Source organism: Noviherbaspirillum suwonense, assembly GCF_900182955.1.
GTDB lineage: Bacteria > Pseudomonadota > Gammaproteobacteria > Burkholderiales > Burkholderiaceae_D > Noviherbaspirillum_A > Noviherbaspirillum_A suwonense.
The window spans coordinates 34,911-52,277 of sequence record NZ_FXUL01000003.1 but is presented as its reverse complement, the minus strand read 5'-3'; the positions used below and the strand labels follow the sequence as shown (position 1 = coordinate 52,277).

Here is a 17,367-nt window from a genome sequence, read left to right as displayed (position 1 = left end):
GACCGCCCTACTTCCGCTCGGCGATCTCGCGCACCTTGGCCGCCAGCCTTTCCATGGCGAACGGCTTGGTGATCATCTCCATGCCATGCTCGAGGAAGCCGTTGGCGAAGGCGGCGTTTTCCGCATAGCCGGTCATGAACAATACCTTCAGCCCGGGCCGCAGCAGCCGGGCGGCGTCGGCCAGCTGGCGGCCGTTCAGCCCGGGCAGGCCGATGTCGGTCACCAGCAGGTCGACCGTGGTGCGCGACTGCAGGATGGCCAGTCCGGACGGGCCGTCCTCGGCTTCCAGCGCGCGGTAGCCCAGCTCGTGCAGCACGTCCACGATCAGCGCCCGCACCACCTGCTCGTCCTCGACCACCAGCACCGTCTCCCGGTCCGGCGACAACTGGGCCTCGCCCGCCGCCGGCGCATCTTCCTCGCCCGGCAGCACGCCGCGGAAACGCGGCAGGTAGAGCTTGACGGTGGTGCCCTGGCCGACTTCGCTGTAGATGCGCACATGGCCTTCGGACTGCTGGGCGAAGCCATAGATCATCGACAGCCCGAGCCCGGTGCCCTGGCCCAGCGGCTTGGTGGTGAAGAACGGTTCGAACGCGCGCTCGATCACGTCGCGCGACATGCCGGTGCCGGTGTCGGTCACGCAGATGCAGGCGTACTGGCCCGGCGTCAGGCCGCGCACGCTGGCCGCATAGCTTTCGTCGAGATGGGCGTTGCCGGTCTCGACGGTCAGCTTGCCGCCGTCGGGCATCGCGTCGCGGGCGTTGATGCACAGGTTCAGGATCGCGTTTTCCAGCTGGTTCGGGTCGCACAGCGTGGGCCACAGCCCTCCCGCCAGCACCAGCTCGATCTTGATCCGCTCGCCCAGCGTGCGCCGCAGCAGGTCTTCCATCGACGCCACCAGCGGGTTGACCTTGACCGCCTTCGGGTCCAGCGGCTGGCGGCGCGAAAACGCCAGCAGCCTGTGGGTCAGCGCGGCGGCGCGGTTGGCCGAATGGATGGCGCCGGCGACGAAGCGGTCGACATTCTCGAAACGGCCCGCATCGATGCGCAGCTTGAGCAGCTCGAGCGAGCCGGTGATGCCCTGCAGCAGGTTGTTGAAATCATGCGCGATGCCGCCGGTGAGCTGCCCGACCGCGTCCATCTTCTGCGCATGGCGCAGCGCCTCCTCGGTGCGCGCCAGCGTGATGGCCGCTTCCTTTTCGGCGGTGATGTGGCGGCCGTTCGCATACACCACGCCGTTGTCGTCATGCGAGGCCGACCAGGAGAACCAGCGGAAGCTGCCGTCCCGGTGCAGGTAGCGGTTCTCGAACTGGTTCACGCTGTCATGCGCGGCCTGGTCCAGCGCCCGCAGCGTCACCTCCCGGTCGGGCGGATGGACCAGCTCGTCGATATGCTTGCCGATGACTTCCTCCGGCCGAAACCCGAGGATGCGGGTCCATGCCGGATTGACGTTGCGGAAGTAGCCGTCGGCGCCGACGATGACCAGCAGGTCCTGCGACAGGTTCCAGATGCGGTCGCGCTCGCGCGCCTCCTCCTCGACCCGCTGCTCCAGCGCGGCATTGGTGCTCATCAGGATTTCCCGCGCGGCGCGCTGGTCTTCCATGTCGGTATTGGTGCCCAGCCAGTGGGTCAGCACGCCGTCGGCGTCGCGCATCGGCAATGCGCGCGCCAGGAACCAGCGGTAGGCGCCGTCGTGCCGGCGGATGCGGAACTCCACTTCGTACAGCGTCTCGGTCGCCAGCGCATGGCGCCAGGCGGCGAGCGCGCGTTCGGTGTCGTCGGGATGCACCACCGACAGCCAGCCGGCGCCTGCCAGGTCCCGGTCGCCGCCGGCATAGACCTGCACCTGGTGGTTCAGCCAGTCGATCCGGCCATCCGGCTGCGCGCTCCAGACATGGTTGGGCAGCGCCTGGGCCAGCGTGCGGAATTTTTCCTCGCTGTTGCGCAGCTGGATCTCGGCGGCATGCCGCTCGGTGACGTCCTGCACCACGCCGTCCATGCTGACCGGCCGGCCCTGCGCATCGCACTGGAACTCCGAGGTGCGTGCAATCCAGCGCACTTCGCCGGTGTCGCCGCGGCGGATCCGGTACTGGGTGCGGGCCGCCGCCGTTCCGCTGCTGCGGCTGGCAAGGGTCGACACCAGCTGCCGGTCTTCCGGGAAGATCAGCGATTCAACGATGTCCACGTCCAGCGTGTCGGCCGGCGGCAGCCCGAAGATGCGGCAGAACTGCGGCGTGGCGGTGATGTGGCCGCGTTCGAGGTCCACCGTGAAGACGCCGACGCCGCCCGCGCTCTGCGCGCGCTGCAGCTGGTCGTTGGACGCGGCCAGCGCGCGCGCGGCCAGGTGCTCGTCGGTGCAGTCGCGCATGACCCTGACGAAGCCGGTGACCTGGCCCGCCTCGTCCCGCAGCGCATTGGTTTCGCTGCTGGCCCGGAATTGCTCGCCCGACTTGCGCAGGTGCCAGCGCTCGGCCGGCGCCATGGCGTCGCCCAGCGCCGCCTGCATGTCATGCTGCAGCTGGCCGTCGGCCTGGTCCTGCGGCGTGCAGATCATGTCCAGCGCCTGCCCGAGGACTTCTTCCTCGCGCCAGCCCAGCATCCGCTCGGCGCCCTTGTTCCAGCGCGTCACCATGCCGTCGAGGCCGACGGCGATGATCGCGTAGTCGATTGCGCTGTCCAGGATCTGGCGGTTGCGCATCTCGCTGATGCGCAGGCTTTCCTGCGCCGCATGGGTCTCGGTGACGTCGCTGCCGTTGACCAGGATGCCGGTGATGGCGCCGGCGGCGTCGCGCCGGGGCTGGAACAGCAGGTCGAGCATGCGCAGCTCCGGCGGCGCGCCGGGCATGCGCTGGAGATAGACCTCGGCGGCGTCGGCGGAATACGGCACGCCGGTGCGGTAGACCTGGTCCAGCAGCGCCAGGTAGCCTTGCGACTCGATTTCGGGCAGCACCGCCCGCACCGGCCGGCCCACCGCTTCGCGATGGCCGATCAGCTGCAGGTAACTGGGATTGACCAGTTCGTACACATGGTCCGGCCCGCGCAGCAGCGCCAGGAAACTGGGCGAATGGTTGAACAGCACCTGCAGCCGGTCCAGCTCGGCGATTTGGGCGCGTTCCGCGAAGACCTGCGCCGTGGTTTCGGTGCAGCCGCACAGCACGCCGCCGACGCCGCCGTTCTCGTCCCGCAGCGGCGCATAGAAAAACGAGAAATAGGTCTCTTCCGGGTAGCCGCGGCGATGCATGATCAGCATCATGTCGTTCATGCTGGTCGGCTCGCCCGCATAGGCGCGCGCCATGATGGGGCCGACCTCGTCCACCAGTTCATGCCAGGCTTCGAAAAAAGGCCTGCCCAGCGCGCCCGGATGATGGTTGCCTAGGATCTCGGCATAACTGTCGTTGTAGATCATCGCCTGCTCCGGCCCCCAGACCGCGAACATCGGCTGGTTGGCCGAGAGCAGCACGCCGGTGATGGTACGCAGCGGCAGAGTCCAGCCGGCCGGCGCGCCGAGCGGCGAAGCGCTCCAGTCATGCTCACGCATCATCTGGCCCATTGCGCCGCCACCGGATAAAAAGCGTAAGGCCATAAGGGAATCTGTCGGAACGGGTTTGAATGGCGTTGAATATACCGGGAAACATGTGCCGAATGTTGCAGGGAATCACAAGTTACAACCCGGCGGCGATTTGTCCTACGGAAAAACGACCGGCGCGTGCGGCGCCGGTTTTCAGCGTCAGTTCTTCGAGAACGGCTTGCCGGCGAAGTCGACGGTGACCAGCTTGCCGTCCATCTTGCCCATCCCCGGGGAGTTCACCGGCATGCCGGGCACCGCGACGCCCTTGACCGACGGCGTCGCGAGCAGCCTGGCCAGCGCCGCGGCCGGGACATGGCCTTCGACCACCTGGCCCGACGCGTCGACCACGCCGGTGTGGCAGGACGCCAGTTCGGCCGGCACGCCAAGGCGCTTTTTCACCGCGGCCATGTCGGCGGAATCGACCGCCCTGACCTTGTAGCCGGCTTCCCGCAGGTGCTCGATCCATGCGCTGCAGCAGCCGCAGTCCGGGTCCTTGTAGACGGTGATGGCCTCGCCCGCCGCATGGGCGAAGGCGGAGGCGGCCGCGAGCAATGCGGCGAATGCAAGCTTCTTCATCGTGTGCTCCTTGTAGGTTCTGTCGGGTTCGACTGCATGCCGCTGCGCGGCCGGGTCGAAAAACGCTTGACCTTACCACTGCTGGAAGGACCATGCTTACGGCAGGCCGCATGGAACCATGCGCGGCGCAATGTTAAACTTTGAAAATGCATCGTTTCATCCGACCCTTCCTGCTCTGGCTGCTGCTGGCCGCGCTCCCCCTCCAGGGATTCGCCGCCGCGATGCAGCTGTCCTGCGGGCCGATGGAACAGCCTGCTCCGGCAAGCGCAGCAATGTCGATGTCGATGTCCCCGGGCCATCACGGCCAGGCGTCGCCCGGCCACCAGCACGATGCCGAAGCCGATGCCGCTGCGCAGCCATCGGCGCCCGACCATTCATCGATGGACGCGCGCGCGGCCTCCTCGTGCAGCGCCTGTTCGGCCTGCTGCGTTGGCGCCGTCGCCCTGCCGGTCGACACCGTCGTCACGCCGGTCTACGGCACCGCCGTGCCCGCTCCCCTCCCCGCTTCGCCGCTGCTCGCCGACTTCATTCCCGGCGGCCTGGAACGACCTCCCAAACGTATTACCGCCTGATCGACGTACCGCTACGGGTACTCCCGCGTGCTGCCGCACGCCCGTTCCATCGATTTCGAGGTAATCATGTCATTGTCAATCTGGCCCGCCGCGGCCGCGCTGGCGCTGCTGCCGGCCGCTGCGCTCGCCCAAGCAGGCGGGCACGCGCATCCGGCCGACGCCGACGCGCCTGTCCCGGCCTCCCATTACGTATCCGCCCTTTCCAGCTACCAGCCCGCCGCCGACGAAAAAACGTCGCCGGACCAGGTCTGGCGCAGCGCCAACCAGGAAGTCGGCAATGCCGGCCCGATGCATGCAATGCACGGGACGCAGCCGATGCAGGCGGCGCCGCAACCGGCAGCGGCCCCGCCAGACCCGCATGCCGGCCACGGCGCGCAGCACGACCACCAAGGAAAATGACCATGCCTATCATCACAGCAGCCACCCGGCTGCGGCCGGTCTGCATCGCGCTGGCCGGCCTGGTGCTGACCGGGTGCGCATCGTTGTCGAAAGACGGCGGACTCGACGCCGTTTCCGCATTGACCAGCGAGCGCACCGGCCATGCAGTGCAGCGCCAGGCGCCGGCGGGTAATGCGCAGCCAGCGCCATCAGCGCAGCCATCACAGCCATCACAGCCAGGCGTCGCCGAATGGCTCGCGCAGCCGTTGACGCCGGATTCCGCGGTGCGTATCGCGCTGGCCCGCAACCAGGGGCTGCAGGCCGCATTCGCCGAGCTGGGCGTGGCCGAAGCCGACCTGGTGCAGGCCGGGCGGCTGCGCAACCCCGGCGTTTCCTTCGGCCGGCTGCGCGGCGGCGAGGACATCGAGATCGACCGCAGCATCGGCTTCGACTTCGTCGGGCTGCTGACGCTGCCCTTGCGCCGCGATATCGAGAGCCGGCGCTTCGAGCAGGCAAAGCTGCAGGCGGCCAGCCAGGCGGTGCAGCTCGCCATGGATACCCGCAGGGCCTATTTCAACGCGGTGGCCGCGCAGCAGTCGGCGGTCTATGCCGGGCAGGTCGCATCCGCGGCGCAGGCCGGCGCCGAGCTTGCGCAGCGGATGAACCGGGTCGGCAACTGGAGCAAGCTGGACCAGGCGCGGGAACAGGCGTTCCATGCGGACGCCGCCGCGCAGCTCGCCCGCGCCCGCCACCAGGCGACCGCGACCCGCGAACAGCTGTCCCGCCTGCTCGGCGCATGGGGCGCCGACACCGCGTACCGGCTGCCGGAGCGGCTGCCCGACCTGCCGGACGCGCCTGACGAGATGGCCGGCATCGAGTCGCGCGCGCTGGCGCAGCGGCTCGACGTGCAGATGGCCAGGCGCAATGCCGAGGCCACGGCCAGCGCGCTGGGCCTGAGCCGCGCCACCGGCTTCATCAATGTCTTCGACGCCGGCTATGCCAACCGGAGCGAGACCGGCCGGCCGCGCGCGAACGGCTACGAGATCGCGCTCGAACTGCCGCTCTTCGACTGGGGCGGCGCGCGCATCGCGCGCGCGGAAGCGACCTATATGCAGGCGGTCTACCGGACCGCCGACAGCGCGGTGCGGGCGCGCTCGGAAGTGCGGGAGGCGTACTCGGCCTACCGCAGCAGCTACGACATCGCCCGCCATTACCGCGACGAGGTGGTCCCCCTGCGCAAGCGGATTTCCGACGAAGTCCTGCTGCGCTACAACGGCATGCTCGCCAGCGTGTTCGAACTGCTGGCGGACGCCCGCGACCAGGTCGGCAGCGTCAATGCCGCCATCGACGCGCAACGGGATTTCTGGATCGCCGAGACCAGCCTGCAGTCCGCCGTCAAGGGCACGGGCGCAGGCGCAGGCGGCGTGGCCGAACCGCGCGGACAGGCCGCCGTCCAGGCGCCTGCCCGCGCACACTGATAAGGAATGAACATGGTTACACGCAGAAAATTTTTCACGGGCGCCGCGGCGCTGGCCGGCGCGACGGCGGTCAGCCGCATCGGCGCGGCCACATTGCCCGAAGCGGCCAGCATGGACAGCGCCGCCACGCAGGCGCCGCTGCCGCCTTCCAGCGGCCGACCGTACAACCCGGTCGTCACGCTCAACGGCTGGTCGCTGCCGTGGCGCATGAAGAACGGCGTCAAGGAATTCCACCTGGTCGCCGAACCGGTGGTGCGGGAAATCGCGCCGGGCATGAAAGCCAACCTGTGGGGCTATAACGGCCAGTCGCCCGGCCCCACCATCGAGGTGGTCGAAGGCGACCGGGTGCGCATCTTCGTCACCAACAGGCTGCCGGAAGAGACCAGCATCCACTGGCACGGCCAGCGCCTGCCCAATGGCATGGACGGCGTGGCCGGCCTGACGCAGCCCGGCATCCCGCCCGGCAAGACCTTTGTCTACGAGTTCGAGGCGAAGCGGCCGGGCACCTTCATGTATCATCCGCACGCCGATGAAATGGTGCAGATGGCGATGGGCATGATGGGCTTCTGGGTCACGCATCCGAAGAATGCCGGCTTCATGAAGGTCGACCGCGACTTCGTTTTCCTGCTCGGGAATTACGACATCGCGCCGGGCAGCTATACGCCCAAGACCAGCACCATGCTGGACTTCAACCTGTGGACCATCAACACCCGCGTCTTCCCCGGCGTCGACTCGATGAACGTGCGCCAGGGCGACCGGGTGCGCATCCGGATCGGCAACCTGACCATGACCAACCATCCGTTCCACCTGCACGGCCACGAGTTCGTCACCACCGGCACCGACGGCGGCTGGCTGCGGCCGGAAGCGCGCTTTCCGGAAGTGACGCTCGACATCGGCGTCGGGCAGATGCGCGCGATCGAGTTCGACGCAACCGACACCGGCGACTGGCCCTTCCATTGCCACAAGTCGCATCACACGATGAATGCGATGGGCCATGACGTGCCGACCATGATAGGCGTGGACCAGAAGGACATCGCAAAGCGGATCAACAGCCTGGTCCCGGATTACATGGCGATGGGCGAGCGCGGCGGCTCGATGGGCAGCATGGAAATGCCGCTGCCGGACAACACGCTGCCGATGATGACCGGCGACGGGCCGTTCGGCAATATCGAGATGGGCGGCATGTTCACCACGGTGAAGATACGCCGCGACCAGAAGCCGGGCGACTACAGCGACCCGGGCTGGTACCGGCATCCGAAGGGCACAGTGGCATATGAATGGACCGGCGACATGCCGTCGGCCATCCAGGCGCCCGATGCAGGCAGGCAGGCGCCGGGCGTCGAACTGACGGTGCGCAAGCCCGTCGGCCACAATCACTGAGATCAACGACATCACTTGCATCACTTACATCACAGGCAAACAGAAAGAGGAAACAGGATGAAAGCATTCCATAACGCGCTGCTGGCTGCCGCACTGGTCCTGGCGAGCGCGCCGGCGGTCCATGCGCAGCCGGCCAGCCCGGCGGCAGTCGACGCGATGTCGACCGGCGAAGTGAAGAAGGTCAACAAGGCTACGGGCAGGATCACGATCAAGCACGGCCCGCTCAGGAATCTCGGCATGGACGCGATGACGATGGTGTTTCGCGTGCAGGACCCGGCCATGCTCGACCAGGTGGCGGAAGGCGACAGGATCAGCTTTGTCGCGGAGCAGCCGGGCGGCCAGCTGACGATTACCCGCCTGCAGAAAACGAATTGAGTCCGCGGTCGGGCTTGACCTTCCCGCCACGGGAAGGATTACAGTGAACGTTCAATCGGCAAAGGAGAGACACCATGTATGAATTGCAAGTGGAAGGCATGACCTGCGGCGGCTGCGTGCGCAGCGTGACGAAGTCGGTGCAGTCGGTCGACGGCGGCGCGAAGGTCGATGTGGACCTGCCGTCGAAGAAGGTGCGGGTCGAGACCCAGGCCAGCCTCGATGCGGTGAAGGCCGCGATCAGCGACGCCGGCTACGACGTGACCGCGGGCGCCGCGGTCTGATGGCACAGCGGCGGCCGCAACGGCCCGCCGCTTTTTTTACCTTGGTTCCAGCGCAGTTCCAGCCTAGTTCCAACCCTCAGTGCCGCAGGCCCGCGGCCAGGTCCTCGATGATCGGGCAATCCGGCCTGTGGTCACCGTGGCAGCAGTCCGCGAGATGCTGCAGCTGGCTACGGATGGACTGCAGCTTCTCGATGTCTCGGTCCAGCTCCGCGATATACTTCCCCGCCAGTTCCTTCACATCCGAACTCTTGCGCCCGCGGTCTTCCCACAGGCTCAGCAGCGTCTTGATCCGTTCGATCGAGAAGCCCAGCTCGCGCGAGCGCCGGATGAAGCGCAGCGTGCGGATGTCCTTCTCGTTGTATTGCCGGTAGCCGGCATCGGTCCGGCTTGCCGCCGATATGAGGCCGATGCTTTCGTAATAGCGAATCATCTTCGCATTGACGCCTGCGGCCTCGGCCGCCTGTCCTATGTTCATGCCTTGGCTCCTTGCGTCTTTTCTGGCTGTCCGGGCTGTCCTGCCTGTTCAAGCCGGTCGTCCCGGTCGCTGCGGTCCGCCTGCGGCTTCCAGCGCTTGAGCAGCAGCGCATTGCTGACCACGCTGACCGAGCTGAAGGCCATCGCCGCGCCCGCGATGACCGGGTTGAGCAGGCCGAACGCGGCCAGCGGAATGCCGACCAGGTTGTAGATGAAGGCCCAGAACAGGTTCTGCCGGATCTTGCCATAGGTCCGCTTCGACACGTCGATCGCGTCCGCGACCAGGGCCGGGTCGCCGCGCATCAGCGTGATGCCGGCGGTGTGCATCGCCACGTCGGTGCCGGTCGACATCGCGATGCCGACATCCGCCGAGGCCAGCGCCGGCGCATCGTTGATGCCGTCGCCGACCATCGCCACGGTCCGGCCGCCCTGCCTGAGCGCGGCGACGATGCCGGCCTTGTCGGCGGGCAGCACCTCCGCCCGGAAGTCGGCAATGCCCACCGCGGCCGCCACTGCCCTTGCGCTGCCCCGGTTGTCGCCGGTCAGCATGACGGACTCGACGCCCATGTCCCGCAGGCGCCGCACCGCGGCCCGCGCCGACGGCTTGACCGTGTCGCCGAAGGCCAGCAGCCCGGCCAGCGTAACGGCGCCCTGCGGCCCCGCCGCCAGCCACGATACCGTGCGGCCGGCTTCCTCGTGCGCGGTCGCCGCCGCGTCCAGCGCCGCCGTCGCCGCGCCGATCTCCTGCATCAGGCGGCGGTTGCCGAGATGGACGGTGATGCCGCCGACATCGGCCCGCACGCCGCGGCCCGGCAGCGCCTGCGCGTCCGACGCGGCCTGCAAGGCCACGCCCAGCCTGCGGGCCTCCGTCTCCACCGCCTTCGCCAGCGGATGGTCGCTGTACTGCTGGACCGCCCATGCCAGCGCCAGCGCGTCGTTCGCTGCGCCGCTCGCGGCTTCCACCGCGACGACCGCCGGCCTGCCCTCGGTCAGCGTGCCGGTCTTGTCGAAGGCGACGACCGTGACCGCGTGCGCCGTTTCCAGCGCTTCCGCATCCTTGATCAGGATGCCGTACCTGGCCGCCACGCCGGTGCCGGCCATGATGGAGGTCGGCGTCGCCAGCCCCAGCGCGCACGGGCAGGCGATGACCTGCACCGCGACCGCATTGAGCAGCGCCTGCTGCCAGTCGCCGGTCAGCAGGCCCCAGGCCAGCAATGTCGCCGCCGAGATCAGCAGCACCACCGGCACGAACACCGCGCTGACCTTGTCGACCAGACGCTGGATCGGCGCCTTGACCGCCTGCGCGTCTTCCACCAGCCGGATGATCTGCGACAGCATGGTCTCGCCGCCGACCGCGGTGGTTTTCAGCACCAGCATGCCGTCCGCGTTGACCGCGCCGCCGGTGACGCAGTCGCCGACGTTCTTCGTCACGGGCAGGCTTTCGCCGGTGATCAGCGACTCGTCCAGGTGGCTGCTGCCCTCGATGACGACGCCGTCGACCGGCGCCCGGCCGCCCGGGCGCAGCACGACGATGTCGCCGACCTGCACCTGTTCCACCGGTACCGCGATGTCGGCGCCGTCGCGCCTGACGATGGCGTCGGTTGCGCGCAGCGACTCCAGCGCATGCAGCGCCGCCACGGTCTGGCGCTTGGCCCGCGCCTCCAGCCATTTGCCCAGCAGGACCAGGGTGATCACGACCGCCGACGACTCGAAGTACAGGTGGCCCATGCCGGCGTGCCCAGTCTGGCCCGGCTGGCCTGCATGGGCGAACAGCAGGTAGACCGACAGCGCATAGGCGGCGCTGGTGCCGAGCGCAACCAGCAGGTCCATGTTGCCGGTGCGGGCGAGCAGCGCTTTCCAGCCGGCCTTGTAGAAACGCGCGCCCAGCCAGAACTGCACCGGCGTCGCCAGCGCCATCTGCAGCCAGCCCGGCAGGGCCCAGTCGTAGCCGAACGGCATGGCCAGCATGGGCGCGAGCAGCGGCAGGCTGAGCAGCGCGGACACCGCGACCGGCCACCAGCCGGGCAGCCCGCCGGACGCGGCATCCTGAACGGGCGGCGCATTGCCGGCAGTGGCTTCGTAGCCCGCCTTCTCCACCGCGGCGATCAGGGCCGCGACCGGCACGCCGAGCGCCGTGACCTGCGCTTTTTCGGTGGCCAGGTTGACCGAGGCGGCGGTCACGCCCGGCACTTTCTTCAGCGCCTTCTCGACCCGCCCGACGCAGGAGGCGCAGGTCATGCCCGAGATCGACAGCGACACGCTGTCGGCCGGCACCTCGTAGCCCGCCTTTTCCACGGCGGCCGCGAGGGTGTCGAACGGCATGTCGCGCCGCGCGCGCACGGTAGCCTTCTCGGTCGCCAGGTTGATCGACGCGCTTTCCACGCCGGGCACTTTCAGCAAGGCCTTCTCGACGCGGCCGACGCAGGACGCGCAGGTCATGCCATCGACCCTGAAGCTCAGGTCGACCAGGTCGGAAGCAGTTTTGACGGCAGTATCCATGGCGCTCTCCAATAGGCAAGCGTCAAGGATAGACCTTCCAGCGATGGCAAGGTCAAGCGGCCGCAACGGTGCCTGTCAGGCCATGGCGCCTGCGGCCAGCGCGCGGGCCAGCAGGCCGGGCCTGGCCGGGGGCGGCGAGCAGGCGTCGATATGCGACGCCCACTGCTCGGCGAGCTGGGCGCAGGTGCCCTGCATCAGCGGCGACAGCTGCGGCAGCGCGGCCAGCGCCTTCAGGTGCCGCTCGATCACGCAGGCCAGCTTCAGGCAGGCGGCGTCCGCGCCGGGGCGGGTGCCGTAGTGGGACATCAGGTGCAGCGCGGCTGACACCAGCAAATCCGGCTGCGACGACGGCGCTGCGGATTCAAGGTAATCGGACTGGGCGGACTGGGCAGATTGGGAAATGGCAGGAGTCATCATGGTTCCTCGGGTCGTGGACATGCTGGCTGGCTGCCGCGCTGGCGGTGGCTGGCTAGTGAAGGGGAAGCGGCCATCGCGTGGTCAGGTCATGCCGCCTTAATGAGAATTATTCTCATTTGTATTATTTGCGATCCCGCTCCGGAATGCAAGCGTATGCCCATGAATGAACCCACGGAAATGCCGGCGAATGCGATGGGCTTATGGCAAGAATGCGCGCCGATGTACGTTTTTGTCCTTACGCCATCCTCCCAATTTCCTACAAAAAAGGGCCTGTTGTCTTATACCCGGCAAGCTAGTTGCCGAAATATCATCAAATTGTCGGATACCGGCGATAACAACCTGCGATGTACGAACCGTCACAGCAGCCGCAGGTCCGAAAGCCCTCAATTCTTACAAGGAAGCCAATGATAGAGCCACCGCGCAAGCCCGACATCGCGCCCGCATTCGACGCACTGCCCGGTCCTTACGCGCTGCTCGCTGCGGATGCCGATTTTGCCGTCGTCGCCGTCAGCGACAAGCTGCTCCAGAACATGCGGCGCAGCCGGCAGGCGGTGCTGGGCCAGCCAGTGCTTTCGCTGTTCGGCAGCGGCGACGGGACGCGCGCGATGCGCAATTCGCTGGAGACGGTGCTGAGCAGCCGCGAGACCGACTGCATCCCGGCGACGCGCCTCGACCTGTCCGGCACCGGCGGCCATGGCGAAGCGCAGTACTGGGTGTTCTGCAACACCCCGGTGTTCGACCAGGCGGCCCAGCTCACCGGCATCCTGCTGCACGTGGAGAACGTCAACCGCCAGTTGCATCCGGGCGCGCACCGCCCGGCCGAGGAAGCGCTGAACCGCCAGATCCTCGACAGCGCGCGCGACTTCGCGATCTTCGGCACCGACCTCGACGGCCGCGTCACGTTCTGGAACGAGGGCGCGAGCCGGGTGCTGGGCTGGAGCGAGGCGGAAATGCTGGGCCGGGAATCGGCCTGCATCTTCACGCCCGAAGACGTGGCGCAGGGCCTGCAGGCGGTGGAGATGCGCACCGCGCTGGGCCACGGCCAGGCCAGCGGCGAACGCTGGCATGTGCGCCGCGACGGCAGGCGCATCTGGGCCAGCGGCCAGCTCACGCAGCTCACCAGCGCGGCCGGCGCGCCGGTCGGCTTCGTGCGCATCCTGCGCGACCAGACCGAGCAGCACCTGACCGCGCAGGCGCTGAGGGAAAGCCGGCACCGGCTCGACAGCGCGCTCGACACCGGCCTGGTCGGTTTCTTCGAATGGGACGTGGTCGACGGCCAGGTCTTCGGCGACGAGCGTTTCGCCGCGATGTTCGGCATGGCGCCGCTCCAGGCCAGGCAGGGACTGACGCTGCCGGACCTGATCGCGCTCGTCCATGCGGACGACCGGCAGGGACTGCGCCGCAGCCTCGACACGGCGCTGGAGACGCATGCGGACACCACGCGCGAGTTCCGCGTCGCCGCCCCGGATGGCAGCATCGGCTGGGTGCTGATGCGCGCGCGCTGCTACCTGCAGCAGCATGACAAGCCCTTGCGCTACACCGGCGCGGCGATCGATGTCAGCGCCAGCAAGCTGGCCGAGGCGCAGGTGCGCAAGCTCAACGCCAGGCTGGCCGCGCTGGTGCAGGAACGCACGTCGGCGCTGCACATGCGCGAAGCGCAGATGCGCGCGATCTTCGAGAGCAGCCACCAGTTCCAGTGCCTGCTGAGCACGGACGGCATCGTTCTGGACGCCAACCCGGTGTCGCTGGATGCAATCGGCTCCCGGCTCCCGGACGTGGCCGGCCAGCCTTTCCACGACACGCCCTGGGTGGCGCGCTCGGGCGCGGCGCGCGACGTGATCCGCGCCAGCCTCGACCAAGCCGCTGCCGGCCAGACCGCTCGCCGCGAACTCACGCTCGAACTTCCCGACGGCAAGCGCCATTACGATTTCGCGATACGGCCGGTGCATGGCAGGGACCGCACAGTGATCGGCATCATCGCCGAGGCGACCGACACCACCGGCCGCCGGCGCGCCGAGGAACAGCTGCGGCAGAGCCAGAAGATGGAAGCGATCGGCCAGCTCACCGGCGGCATCGCGCATGACTTCAACAACCTGCTGGCCGGCATCATCGGCAGCCTCGACCTGATGCGGCACAAGTTCAGCGCCGGCCAGACGCAGGACCATGCGCGCTATATCGACATGGCCACCGCGTCGGCGCAGCGGGCGGCGACGCTGACCCAGCGGCTGCTGGCGTTCTCGCGGCGGCAGACGCTGGACCTGAAGGCGGTCGACGTCAACGAGCTGGTGACCGGCATGGCCGACCTGCTCAACCGCACGCTGAACAAGAACATCGAGCTGACGTTCCGCCTGGCGCCCGACCTCGCGCCCGCGTGGACCGACGCCAACCAGCTCGAAAACGCGCTGCTGAACCTGGCCATCAATGCGCGGGACGCGATGACCGACGGCGGCAAGCTGACCATCACGACCCGCAACGTGACGCTGGACCAGGCCTATGCCAGCAGCCGTCCCGAGCTGGAAGCCGGCGCCTACCTGATGCTGTCGGTGTCCGACACCGGCAGCGGCATGACGCCGGACGTGATCGCCAAGGCCTTCGACCCGTTCTTCACCACCAAGCCGATCGGCCAGGGCACCGGGCTGGGGCTGTCGATGATCTATGGCTATGTGAAGCAGGCCAGGGGCCATGTGACCATCCATTCCCAGCCCGGCCTGGGCAGCACCATCACGCTGTACCTGCCGCGTCACCGCAGCGGCATGCCGGACCTGGACGAACAGCTGCCGGAAGCGGCGCTGCCGGCCGGGCGCGGCCAGCGCATATTGGTGGTGGAGGACGAGACCGCGATGCGCGCCATCCTGGTCGAGACGCTCAACGGGCTGGGTTACCGCACCGGCCACGCCGGCGACGCGGCCGCCGCGCTGGCGGCGATCGACGCCGGCGATGCGCCCGACCTGCTGATCACCGACGTCGGCCTGCCCGGCCTGAACGGCCTGCAGCTCGCCGCCCAGGTCCGGCTGCGCTGGCCCGGCACCCGGGTGCTGTTCATCACCGGCTACGCCGGGCCGATAGCGCGGGCCGACTTCACCGGCGAAGGCATGGACATGATAGGCAAGCCGTTTGCGCTGGACGCGTTCGCGGTGAAGGTGAGGGACATGCTGTCGGAATGATCGCGCGCGCCGGCGAAGGTCCGCGGGTCGGACACGCCGGCTACGCGTCCCGTCAATACGGCCGGCATTGGAGGCCACGTCCTTGCGTGCCCGCCCGTATAATCGTCCGCAACCCGGCCATGCGCGCCGGTCCAATAAAAACTCAGGAGACCATCGCATGACAAGAACAAGAATATTGGAAATCACCGGCATGACGCTCGCCATGGGCCTGGCGTCAGCCGCGCTGGCGCAGCAGGCTGCAACGCCGGCGGCCGCACCCGCAGCAGCACCCGCACCCGCAGCGGCGCCATCCTGGAAGCAGGGCATGGCCGACGGCCAGGCAAGCTCGCCGCTGCATCCGTTTGCGCCACACATGACGGGCCGGCCCGCCAGCGAACTGCCGATCGACAAGCTCAAGGTGCCGGCCGGCTTCAAGGTCGAGGTATGGGCCGAAGGCGTGCCCGAGGCGCGCTCGATGGCGCTGGGCGACAACGGCACGGTCTTCGTCAGCAACCGCAACCTGAGCAATGTCTATGCGATCGTCGACAAGGACGGCAAGCGCGAAGTCAAGACCCTGCTCAAGGGCCTGAACAGCCCGAACGGCGTGGTGTTCGACAAGGGCACGCTGTACGTGGCCGAGCGCCACCGGATCACCCGCTACGACGGCATCGAAGGCAAGCTCGACAGCCCGCCGGAAGCAGTGGTCGTGATCGACAACCTCGACCCCAACAAGCAGCCCGGCCACTTCTGGAAGTACATGGCGATGGGACCGGACGGCAAGCTGTACTTCAACATCGGCTCGCCGCAGAACATCACGATGCCGACCTATATGGAAGCGTCCATCATGCGGGTCGATCCGAAGACCGGCATGATCGAAAACTATGCGCAGGGCGTGCGCAACAGCGTCGGCATGGCCTTCCATCCGAAGACCAAGCAGCTCTGGTTCACCGAGCATGCGCGCGACTGGATCAGCGACGACATGCCGTCCGACGAACTCAACGTGGTGACCAAAAAGGGCGAGCACTTCGGCTTCCCCTACTGCTTCCAGGGCGACTTCCTGGACCCGCAGTACGGCAAGAACCGCAGCTGCGACGACTTCATCCGGCCCAAGCTCAATCTCGGCGCGCACGTGGCGCCGCTGGGCATGCGCTTCTATACCGGCAAGATGTTCCCGGCCGCCTATACCAACAACATCCTGATCGCGCAGCATGGCTCGTGGAACCGCACGGTCAAGCAGGGCTACAACGTGGTCCGCGTGACCATGGATGCGAAGGGCAATGCGAAGTCGGAGCCTTTCCTCGAAGGCTTCCTGACCGACGAGAAGGCCGACCCGCCGATGTGGGGCCGCCCGGTCGACGTGCTGCAGATGCGCGACGGCGCGGTGCTGGTGTCGGACGACTATAACGGCATCATCTATCGCGTGAGCTACAAGAAATGAGGCATCCGCGCTCGGTTCTTGCAAGACGGGCGGGCGCGGCGGCATCCGCCGCGCTGCTGATGCTTGCCGCTTACGCGGGGCCGGCCGCGGCCGGCGCGGAGGAAGGCCGCGCCAAGGCGGCGACCTGCGTCGCCTGCCACGGCGAGAACGGCAATTCGACCAGCCCGGCCTTTCCCTCGCTGTCGGGCCAGCCGAAGCAGTTCATCGTCTCGGCGCTGTTCCAGTTCAGGGAAGGCAAGCGGCAGAACGAGATCATGACGCCGATGGCGGCCAAGCTCAGCAATGCCGACATGAACGACCTCGCCGCCTACTTCTCGGCGCAGCCGGCGCTGGCGCCGCAGCACAAGACCGCGCCGGCCAACGTGGAAAAAGGCCGGCAGCTGTCAGTGCAGAACAACTGCGTCGCCTGCCATGCGGCCAACCTGATGGGCCAGCAGCACATACCGCGCCTTGCAGGCCAGCAGAAGGACTACCTGCGCGCGCAGCTCGCCAGCTTCAAGGCGTCGACGCGGGGCGAGATGGACGGCGTGATGACTTCCGCGGCGCAGGCGCTGTCGGCCGACGACATCGACGTGCTGGCCGATTACCTGGCCGGCCTGCCGGTCGCGGCCGGCGCACGCTGAACCGTCAACCTTGAACACGATCGAGTTGATTGCACAGCGGTTTCGTTGAACTGCCCAATCACTCGCTTTATAAGGCGATTCATTTTGCGCTTGCGGGCATTAGCAGGTCGGTCCGCGTTGCGGAGTGCGCGTTGCAAGCACAGGCGGACTGAATAGCCAATTTATTCA

The 17,367-nt window shown here is 67.8% G+C and carries 14 protein-coding genes; 9 read left to right on the top strand and 5 right to left on the bottom strand.

What is annotated here, in order from left to right; translation table 11 throughout:
* Positions 1–7: 7 nt before the first annotated feature.
* Positions 8–3,547, bottom strand: a complete 3,540-nt coding sequence (locus tag QOL82_RS05850; RefSeq protein ID WP_283441318.1) for a PAS domain S-box protein — start codon at positions 3,545–3,547, stop codon at positions 8–10.
* Positions 3,548–3,724: 177 nt separating this feature from the next.
* Complete coding sequence (locus tag QOL82_RS05845) at positions 3,725–4,141, bottom strand: DUF411 domain-containing protein (RefSeq protein WP_283441317.1); 417 nt, start codon at positions 4,139–4,141, stop codon at positions 3,725–3,727.
* Positions 4,142–4,287: 146 nt separating this feature from the next.
* Here QOL82_RS05845 and QOL82_RS05840 point away from each other — a divergent pair, with 146 nt between their 5' ends.
* From QOL82_RS05840 to QOL82_RS05815, 6 genes are all read left to right on the top strand, one after another.
* A complete protein-coding gene (locus tag QOL82_RS05840; protein WP_283441316.1) occupies positions 4,288–4,713 on the top strand; it encodes a hypothetical protein in 426 nt (141 codons plus the stop codon).
* Positions 4,714–4,779: 66 nt separating this feature from the next.
* Positions 4,780–5,112, top strand: a complete 333-nt coding sequence (locus tag QOL82_RS05835; RefSeq protein ID WP_283441315.1) for a hypothetical protein — start codon at positions 4,780–4,782, stop codon at positions 5,110–5,112.
* 2 nt (positions 5,113–5,114) lie between these two features.
* Positions 5,115–6,569, top strand: coding sequence for a TolC family protein (locus tag QOL82_RS05830; RefSeq protein ID WP_283441314.1), 1,455 nt, complete (start codon positions 5,115–5,117; stop codon positions 6,567–6,569).
* Positions 6,570–6,581: 12 nt separating this feature from the next.
* Positions 6,582–7,949 carry a multicopper oxidase family protein gene (locus tag QOL82_RS05825; protein WP_283441313.1) on the top strand — a complete coding sequence of 456 codons (1,368 nt, stop codon included), beginning with the start codon at positions 6,582–6,584 and terminating at the stop codon, positions 7,947–7,949.
* Positions 7,950–8,006: 57 nt separating this feature from the next.
* Positions 8,007–8,324 carry a copper-binding protein gene (locus tag QOL82_RS05820; protein WP_283441312.1) on the top strand — a complete coding sequence of 106 codons (318 nt, stop codon included), beginning with the start codon at positions 8,007–8,009 and terminating at the stop codon, positions 8,322–8,324.
* A gap of 74 nt (positions 8,325–8,398) precedes the next feature.
* Positions 8,399–8,605, top strand: a complete 207-nt coding sequence (locus QOL82_RS05815; protein WP_283441311.1) for a heavy-metal-associated domain-containing protein — start codon at positions 8,399–8,401, stop codon at positions 8,603–8,605.
* A gap of 76 nt (positions 8,606–8,681) precedes the next feature.
* Here QOL82_RS05815 and cueR read toward each other — a convergent pair whose 3' ends face one another.
* The 3 genes from cueR to QOL82_RS05800 all read right to left on the bottom strand — a co-directional run bounded on the left by cueR (position 8,682) and on the right by QOL82_RS05800 (position 11,995).
* Complete coding sequence (gene cueR, locus QOL82_RS05810; protein WP_283441310.1) at positions 8,682–9,080, bottom strand: Cu(I)-responsive transcriptional regulator; 399 nt, start codon at positions 9,078–9,080, stop codon at positions 8,682–8,684.
* The gene (locus tag QOL82_RS05805) at positions 9,077–11,578 is read right to left on the bottom strand and encodes a heavy metal translocating P-type ATPase (RefSeq protein WP_283441309.1); all 2,502 of its coding nucleotides are present in this window, start codon (positions 11,576–11,578) and stop codon (positions 9,077–9,079) included. The genes cueR and QOL82_RS05805 overlap by 4 nt, the downstream gene beginning before the upstream one ends.
* Before the next feature lie 75 nt (positions 11,579–11,653).
* A complete protein-coding gene (locus QOL82_RS05800) occupies positions 11,654–11,995 on the bottom strand; it encodes a hypothetical protein (RefSeq protein WP_283441308.1) in 342 nt (113 codons plus the stop codon).
* A 404-nt stretch (positions 11,996–12,399) separates the two neighbouring features.
* Between QOL82_RS05800 and QOL82_RS05795 the strand changes: the two genes are divergently transcribed.
* The 3 genes from QOL82_RS05795 to QOL82_RS05785 all read left to right on the top strand — a co-directional run bounded on the left by QOL82_RS05795 (position 12,400) and on the right by QOL82_RS05785 (position 17,199).
* Positions 12,400–15,159 carry a PAS domain S-box protein gene (locus QOL82_RS05795; protein WP_283441307.1) on the top strand — a complete coding sequence of 920 codons (2,760 nt, stop codon included), beginning with the start codon at positions 12,400–12,402 and terminating at the stop codon, positions 15,157–15,159.
* Between the two features lie 157 nt (positions 15,160–15,316).
* Positions 15,317–16,576 carry a PQQ-dependent sugar dehydrogenase gene (locus QOL82_RS05790; protein WP_283441306.1) on the top strand — a complete coding sequence of 420 codons (1,260 nt, stop codon included), beginning with the start codon at positions 15,317–15,319 and terminating at the stop codon, positions 16,574–16,576.
* Positions 16,573–17,199: a c-type cytochrome gene (locus QOL82_RS05785; protein ID WP_283441305.1), complete on the top strand. Its 627-nt coding sequence runs from the start codon at positions 16,573–16,575 to the stop codon at positions 17,197–17,199. Before QOL82_RS05790 ends, QOL82_RS05785 begins: the two co-directional genes overlap by 4 nt.
* Positions 17,200–17,367: the final 168 nt, after the last annotated feature.